The organism is Agrobacterium sp. H141, assembly GCF_057158725.1.
Map to the genome: position 1 here is coordinate 275,166 of NZ_CM169893.1, position 7,335 is coordinate 282,500.

At 57.4% G+C, this 7,335-nt stretch carries 6 protein-coding genes (1 of these 6 cut by a window edge); all 6 read right to left on the minus strand.

Features of this window, described 5'->3' with window-relative positions:
• Positions 1-61: 61 nt before the first annotated feature.
• Entirely contained in the window at positions 62-1,999 is a 1,938-nt protein-coding gene (locus ACWPM9_RS01240; protein WP_484756475.1) for a beta-galactosidase, read from the minus strand.
• Positions 1,999-3,096 carry an ABC transporter ATP-binding protein gene (locus ACWPM9_RS01245; protein WP_484756476.1) on the minus strand — a complete coding sequence of 366 codons (1,098 nt, stop codon included), beginning with the start codon at positions 3,094-3,096 and terminating at the stop codon, positions 1,999-2,001. The genes ACWPM9_RS01240 and ACWPM9_RS01245 overlap by 1 nt, the downstream gene beginning before the upstream one ends.
• On the minus strand, positions 3,089-5,197 hold the full coding sequence (locus tag ACWPM9_RS01250; RefSeq protein WP_484756477.1) for an alpha-galactosidase: 2,109 nt from the start codon (positions 5,195-5,197) through the stop codon (positions 3,089-3,091). Before ACWPM9_RS01250 ends, ACWPM9_RS01245 begins: the two co-directional genes overlap by 8 nt.
• Positions 5,194-6,045: a carbohydrate ABC transporter permease gene (locus ACWPM9_RS01255; protein ID WP_428188521.1), complete on the minus strand. Its 852-nt coding sequence runs from the start codon at positions 6,043-6,045 to the stop codon at positions 5,194-5,196. Before ACWPM9_RS01255 ends, ACWPM9_RS01250 begins: the two co-directional genes overlap by 4 nt.
• Positions 6,045-6,968 carry a carbohydrate ABC transporter permease gene (locus ACWPM9_RS01260; protein ID WP_484756478.1) on the minus strand — a complete coding sequence of 308 codons (924 nt, stop codon included), beginning with the start codon at positions 6,966-6,968 and terminating at the stop codon, positions 6,045-6,047. Before ACWPM9_RS01260 ends, ACWPM9_RS01255 begins: the two co-directional genes overlap by 1 nt.
• 69 nt (positions 6,969-7,037) lie before the next feature.
• Positions 7,038-7,335 carry the 3' end of an ABC transporter substrate-binding protein gene (locus tag ACWPM9_RS01265; RefSeq protein WP_484756479.1) on the minus strand. Its footprint extends 935 nt past the window's final position, so the window shows 298 of its 1,233 coding nt (coding positions 936-1,233); the start codon falls outside the window, past its right edge — the gene reads right to left on this strand; its stop codon occupies positions 7,038-7,040.

The window sequence follows — 7,335 nt, forward strand, 5'->3', positions numbered from 1 at the left end:
CGGGGTCAGGCAAAATTTGCCTGGCCTTTTTTGTGTCTGATCACTGAGGCTAGCAACCGCCCTAGCCAGTCATCCACACAGATACGCTTTGCGGGGCCATAACAGAAGCTCCCATCAGTGGCTCGATATCGGTTGGTAGCGTCCAATCTTCCGGCCCGTAATTGAAGGCGAAAGCCAGTGCACCGCGACGGCGGACGCGAATATGTGGGGGCAGTGCCATTGTGGCCAATCCGGCTTGTCTGGCAACAAGTTCCATCACCTTGCCCAGCAGAATGTCGTCGGGCCAACAGGCGAGATAATACATCTTGCCCTTCACCGTCAGGGCCGGATCACCGTTTGCAAAGCCTGCGAGGACAGAGGATGTCTTTGCCTCCACCGTCTCGCGCCAACGGATGCCCGCCCCACACACCTCTCCCGATACTGCATCAGACAAGCCCGGTCTCAGGGTCGAGACCTGGACTATTCTATTGCCGGTCAGATCTGTAAGCGGGCCTGGTGGAAGAACATCCGGTATCTGGAAGTTGCGATCACGGCTTCCTGAGCGCGGTCCGATCAGGATCGTCGCTTTGCATTCGCCAAGGGCATTTTCCATTGCAAGCGTTACATCGGTGATGCACGGCACGATAACGAGGTCATAGCCCGCCAGGCTTTCACCCGGTCGGACAAAATCGATGTCGAGCCCAAGCCGTCTCAGGCTTTCATACCAGCGGAAAACGAGTTCTTCGTAGCGGAAATCCTGCCCCTGCGGCTGGATCGTGGTCGACCAGTAGGTCTGGTAGTCGAAAATAAGAGCAACGCTCGCCTTCGTGACCGGTGGAAGTTCGCCCAACTGCTTGAGTTCTTGTGCAACTTGTTGGGCTTCCTTGCCGCCGACAGACAATTCGTCCAGTCCGGGAAGATTAAGTCCGGCATGCATCTGTTCCTGCGCGAAATGCGCCTGGCGCCAGCGGAAATAGCTGACGACTTCTGCCCCATGTGCGATGGCTTCCCATGTCCAGAGGCGGACCATGCCGGGCTTGGGAACCGGGTTCCACGGTGCCCAGTTCACGGGCCCCGGCTGCTGCTCCATGACCCAGAAGCGACCCCGGCCGACGGCGCGATAGAGGTCATGGTGGTAGGGGGCGATATCAGGATGCGAGGTCTGCGCCCAGCGATTGCGCTCCTCTTCGGAAAACGGGAATTTCTCCACAAAACCGATCGGATAGCTGTCCCACGATGCCAGATCGAGATTGTCGCCCACGGCATAATGATCGAAGTCCGAAACGAAGCCCATGAAATTATGAGTGATCCAGCGACCGGGCGAATGCGCGCGAATGATGTCGCATTGCATCTTGTCATAGGACGCGACCTGACCGGAATGAAAGCGCCAGAAATCCAGTCGGGTCGCCGGGTTGGGTTCCGTCACCGTGCCCATCGGCAATTCGACATCCTCGAAGCTTCCAAGCTCCATCGACCAGAACACGGTGGCCCATGCCTCGTTTAACTGATCGACGCTCTGGTAGCGCAGGCGCAGCCAGGAGCGAAATGCCTTTAGATCCTCCGGGCCCCACGACAAGATGGTATCATGACAGCCATATTCATTGTCCGTTTGCCAGCCGACCAGGCCCGGATGCTGGCCATACCGTTTGGCGATGATTTCGACGATTCTCTTGCTTTCGCGTCGATACGTCTCAGACGAGAAGGTGTAATGGCGGCGCGAGCCGAAGCCCCGCACATTGCCATTTTCGTCATAGGGCAGAATGTCGGGATGCGCGTCGACAAGCCATTTGGGCGGCGTGGCCGTGGGCGTGCCGAGCACGACCTTCAGTCCTGCATCTGCCAGGACAGCCATGGCGCGGTCGAGCCATTCAAACCGGAAGTCGTCGCGTTTCGGCTCGAGGCGCGACCAGGCAAATTCACCGATCCGCACGAAGGAAATGCCAAGCTCGCGCATGCGCCGCGCATCGGTCTCCCACCGGCTTTCGTCCCAGTGTTCAGGATAATAGCAAACTCCAAGCATCAGCGGGTCAGGTCTCCATTGATGATGGCTTTGCCCGACGCGTCGAAGAGATGGCAAGCCTTTGCCGGAATGCCAACCGACAGCGTATCACCTGATCGTTGTTGCGCCAGACCATCTGCCTTCACGGCGATATCTGTTGCATCCTCAAGATTGATGAAAAACAGCGTTTCCGAGCCCAAATGCTCCGAAAGACGGATCTTGCCTGCGACGATTGCATCACCTTCGCCGCCAGCAGAGAGGTGTTCGGGTCTGATGCCCAATGTTACTTTGCCGCCGGAAAACGTTCGCCCCTGCGCGTCGAGGGGCAGTTCGCTGCCACCCGGCAATTTCACGGTGATTTTGCCCTCGCTGACCGCACTTGCCTCGACCGGGAGAAAATTCATTTTCGGCGAGCCGATGAAGCCGGCCACGAACATGTTGTTCGGCCGGTGATAAAGTTCCAGCGGGGAGCCCACCTGTTCAATATGGCCAGCGGAAAGGACCACAATCTTGTCAGCCATCGTCATGGCTTCCACCTGGTCATGGGTCACGTAGATCATTGTCGCTTTCAGATCGTCGTGGAGTTTTGACAATTCGCCACGCATCTGCACACGAAGTGCTGCGTCGAGATTGGAAAGAGGCTCGTCGAACAGAAAGACTTCGGGCTCGCGCACGATCGCACGACCGATGGCGACACGCTGACGCTGTCCACCGGAAAGCTGCCCGGGCTTGCGCTGCAGCAGCGGCTCCAATTGCAGCAGCTCCGCCGCATGTGCGGTACGTTTCTCGATCAGAGCCTTGTCGTGGCCCGTCATTTTCAGGCCAAACCCGATATTCTCGGCAACCGTCATATGAGGATAAAGCGCATAGGACTGGAACACCATCGCCACGCCACGCTCCGAGGGGCCAACCGTAGTCATATCCTCGCCGCCAATTGTCAGTTCTCCGGCGCTGATGTCTTCCAGGCCGGCAATCATGCGCAACAAGGTTGATTTTCCGCAGCCGGATGGACCGACGAAGACGCAGAACTCTCCGTCCTTCACGGTGAGATCGACGCCCTTGATCACCTTGACGGCACCGAACTGCTTTTCAACACTCCGCAAGTTGACATCAGCCATGGGCCGTTCCTCCATTTGACGGTTCAAGTTCGATCAAAAACGCGCTTTCAGGCCTGAGCATAGGGAGAGGCAGACCGACCGCAGAGAGGCTGTCGAGGTCGAATGCCAAATCACCCTTGAGCAGACGCCGCTGGCCATCCGAGAAGCGCAGGAATTCAGGCGCCGCCGGCAGGATCGAGGCGACGCGCCATTTGCCTCCATAGGCGGTAACGCTTTCCGGTAATTTCAATGGTGCCGGTTGTTCGCCCACCATTTGCGGCCCCTGTGCCACAAAGACGGCGATCCGGTCTGCGCTGGCAGCGCCCCAGACATATCTACCGTCCACTGGTTCCAGTTGAAAATTGGCACCCGGCGCATGGAGTAGGGAGCGAAGTCGCTTATGGGTTTCGATATAAGTCGATAGCTCGCCACGCTCGTCATCCGTCAGTTCCAGAGGGTTGAGTTCCACGCCGAGATGGTAGGCCATGGCAACGATGGCTCGAAAGGCCAAGCTGTGGCGTCGACCGGTCTGGTGGTTGGGGCTTGCAGAAATATGGCTACCGAGAATTTCCGGCGGAAGAAAAAGGCCGGCGCCGCGCTGAATTTCCAGTCGTTCCAGTGCGTCCGTACAATCCGATGTCCATACGCGGTGAGTATGGGCTAGAACGCCAAAGTCAATTCGTCCACCACCGGAGGAGCAGCTTTCGATTTCTACATGGGGATGTGCGTCGCGGATGCGGTCCATAAGGCGGTAAACGGCGTGGGTTTGAGCAGATGTGCGAGCACAGCCTTCGCGTCCACCGACATGGGTCAGATCGCGGTTCATGTCCCATTTGATGTATGAAATCGAATGATGGGCGAGCACCGCGTCGATCTTTTCGAACAGATATTCGACCACATCCTTGTGGGTCAGATCCAAGACGAGCTGATTGCGTGATGGCAGACGCGGGCGGCCTTCAATCTGCAGCGCCCATTCCGGATGCGCCTTGAAGAGTTCCGATTGCTGATTGATCATTTCCGGCTCGAACCAGATGCCGAATTCCATGCCCTGGCTCGTGACGTGGTCGACCAGTGGCCCCAGACCTTCTGGATATTTGCGCGGATCGATGTCCCAGTCGCCGAGGCTCGTCGTGTCGTCATCGCGGCGTCCAAACCAGCCATCATCCAGCACGAAGCGCTCGATGCCAAGCGAGGCTGCCGCCGTTGCCTGTGCCTTCAGGTGGTCGACCTTGTGATCGAAGTAGTTGCCCTCCCAGGTGTTGAGCGTCACTGGCCGCGGGCTCATCCGGCCTTTCGGCCAAGGGAGCAACTCATCTCTTAAGAACGCATGGAAGGCCATGCTGTCGGAGGCAGCGTAGGCAGTCGGGCTTTGGTAAGTTTCGCCCGGTGCCAGACGGATTTCGCCGGGTTCGAACAGCTCACCCAGATGGACAAGACGGCGCCCGTCATCAATGCGATCAATCACGATCTGGTGGTTTCCGCTCCAACCGAGTGCGACTGCAAAACCTGTTTGCGTTCCACTCAGCGACAGCATGGGATACCGGTCGTGCGAGGTACGGCCGCGCCGGTTTTCCTGCAGCCAGACACCATTGCCCAGCATTTCCTCACGCATCTGGAACTCACGGCACCACATGCCGGTGAAACTGGTGACGGCCACCTCGCTGTCATCGATCAGGAAAGTCGCAGCGGCACAGCGGTCGAGCTGGAAGGGCGCAGCACCCCGATTGGTCAACCGGGTCGCCATGGAAATGATCCCGCCGGCATGAGTGCCCAGAATGATCTCGAGGTCGATCAACGAAACCGCGTCGCAACCCGTCAGGATGGTTTTCCGTCCCTCGGTTCGGGACGTCCATTGCGAAAACTGCACAATGAAATCGCGTCCGTCCCGATGACCCGAGATTGCGGGCCAGTTGAAGTAACCCATCCCGCCGGTTGGCAGCAGGACCGCAGATGGCACTGCCTCGTCCATGCCGTTATTGCGGCTTGAACGCTCGATATCCAGCAATGGATCGTCCACCTGCGGCGTTCGGCTACCGAAGGCCAGGATTTCCGGCATGCCGGTTTCGGGCAATTTCAGCGTCAGGCAAAGGTCGCCCTCGCCGATCGTCAGGATATTACTCATCCCTTGGTGGCTCCAAGTGTAAGGCCGGCAATGAAATGCCGCTGCATTAGAAAGAAGATGGCAACCGGTGGAAGTGCAGCAACGATGGATCCCGCAGAAACCAGGTTCCAGGCGGCCACCCATTGGCCGTTGAGCGAATTGAGGCCGGCGGTCACCGGCATGGCATTCTGGCTCTGAACCAGCACGGTTGCCCAAAAATAATCATTCCAGACGAAGGTGAAGATCAGCACCGAGAGGGCAGCAATCGCGGGGCGCATGAGTGGCAAGACGATATGGCGGAAAATCTTCCATTCCGACACGCCTTCCACCCGCGCTGATTCAATCAATGCAAAGGGAAGCCCCTTGATGAAGTTGCGCATGAAGAGCGTGCAGAACCCGGTCTGAAAGGCCACATGAAACAGAACGAGACCGGTGACGGTATCATAAAGGCCAAGCTTCAGCGACAGATCGCGCACCGGCACCATGAGGATCTGGAAGGGGATAAAATTGCCTGCAACGAAAATGAAGAACAGGAAGAGGTTGCCCTTGAAGCGATAGACGGCGAGAGCAAAGCCCGCAAGGCAGGATAGGGCCACGGCCCCGATGACCGAGGGTATGGTGATCTTGAACGAATTGAGGATGTAATAGCCGATGGGCGAATTCTCGAACACAGCAGAATAGTTCGTCACCCCGGCAAAACCGGACGGAATGCCGAAATAATTGCCGGCTGCAAGATCGCCCGCCGGTCGCACAGAGGTGATGGCAACGCCAATCAGCGGCAATAGCCACAGAACGAGGGCGACGGGCAGCAAGAGCTTGTAGCCAACCTGGACAAGCGGTGCGGATTTCTCGATCGGTTTCGGGAACATCAGCCGTTCCTTTCCTGGACGAGCATGCGAACAATGAAGAGCGTGATGAACACCATCATGATCAGGAACAGGACAACCGCGATGGCCGCGCCATATCCCATGCGGAACCCGTATTCCGACAGGGCTTGTTCATACATGAAATAGGATAAGACCTGCGTCGAGCCATAAGGCCCGCCGGCTGTCATGATCGACACAAGGTCAAAGGATCGCAGCGAGCCAATGACAGTAACCACAAGAGCGATAAAGGTTGCCGGCGCAAGCTGCGGCAAGATTACATGCCAAAGCATGGAAAGCCCCTTGGCACCATCCATACGTGCGGCTTCGACCTGCTCGGGATTGATGTTGTTGAGCCCCGTCAGGTAGAGGATCATGCAATAGGCTGTTTGCGGCCAAAGGCCCGCAAGTATTATGCCATAGGTGGCGTAGCGTTCATCGGCAAGAATAGCCACCTGCTCGCCGGTCAGCTTCTGGATGAGGAGCGAGAGCGGTCCGAAGTCCGGCGCATAAAACCAGGTGAAAATGAGGCCGACGACGACCTGGCTGATCACAAAGGGAAAGAAGAACAGCGACTTGTAGAGCCGGATGCCGAAAACAGACTGGTTGAGAAAGAGTGCTACGGCCAGACCTGCCGGGATCGACAGCAGATAGAGCACCAACCATATGACATTGTTCTCAAGAGCCGTATAGAATGTGTCGTCGGTCAATAGCTCTGCGTAATTGCCAAGGCCGATCCAGGTCATTTGGCCGAGGCCATCCCAGTCATGAAAGCTGATCCAGATCGACTGGAAGATGGGGATGACAACATAGACTACGAACATAGCCATGGCTGGCAGCAGGAACAGCCAAGGAGCAAGCTTGAGCTGATTTCGCTTCCAGAAACCATGGTGGCTGGATGTGGCGTTCGGCACGACAGCACCTATCATCTTATGGGATATTGTGTGGCGGGCGACGGCGCCATTGGGCAACCGCCGCCCCACCCGGGAGGATCGCGTTTATTTGTAGACGCGGCCGCGGATCTTCTCGAGGCGCTCCAGAATCTGGTCCACTCTGTCAGGTTTCACCATGAATTCCTGGAAGCCTTCCATGCCGGCCTTGGCCATCTCGGCCGGCGCGTCCCGGTCGTAGAACTGCGCAAGCGCATAGGCATTGGACAGCATTTCAAAGCCCTGCTTCAGGAAAGGATCCTCCGGCGTCTTGGACTTGTTGTTGACCGGAAGCTGGCCAAGCGTTTCGTTCACCTTGGTTTGCACATCCGGTGACGCAAGATAGGCCAAGAATTTCTTGGCATCT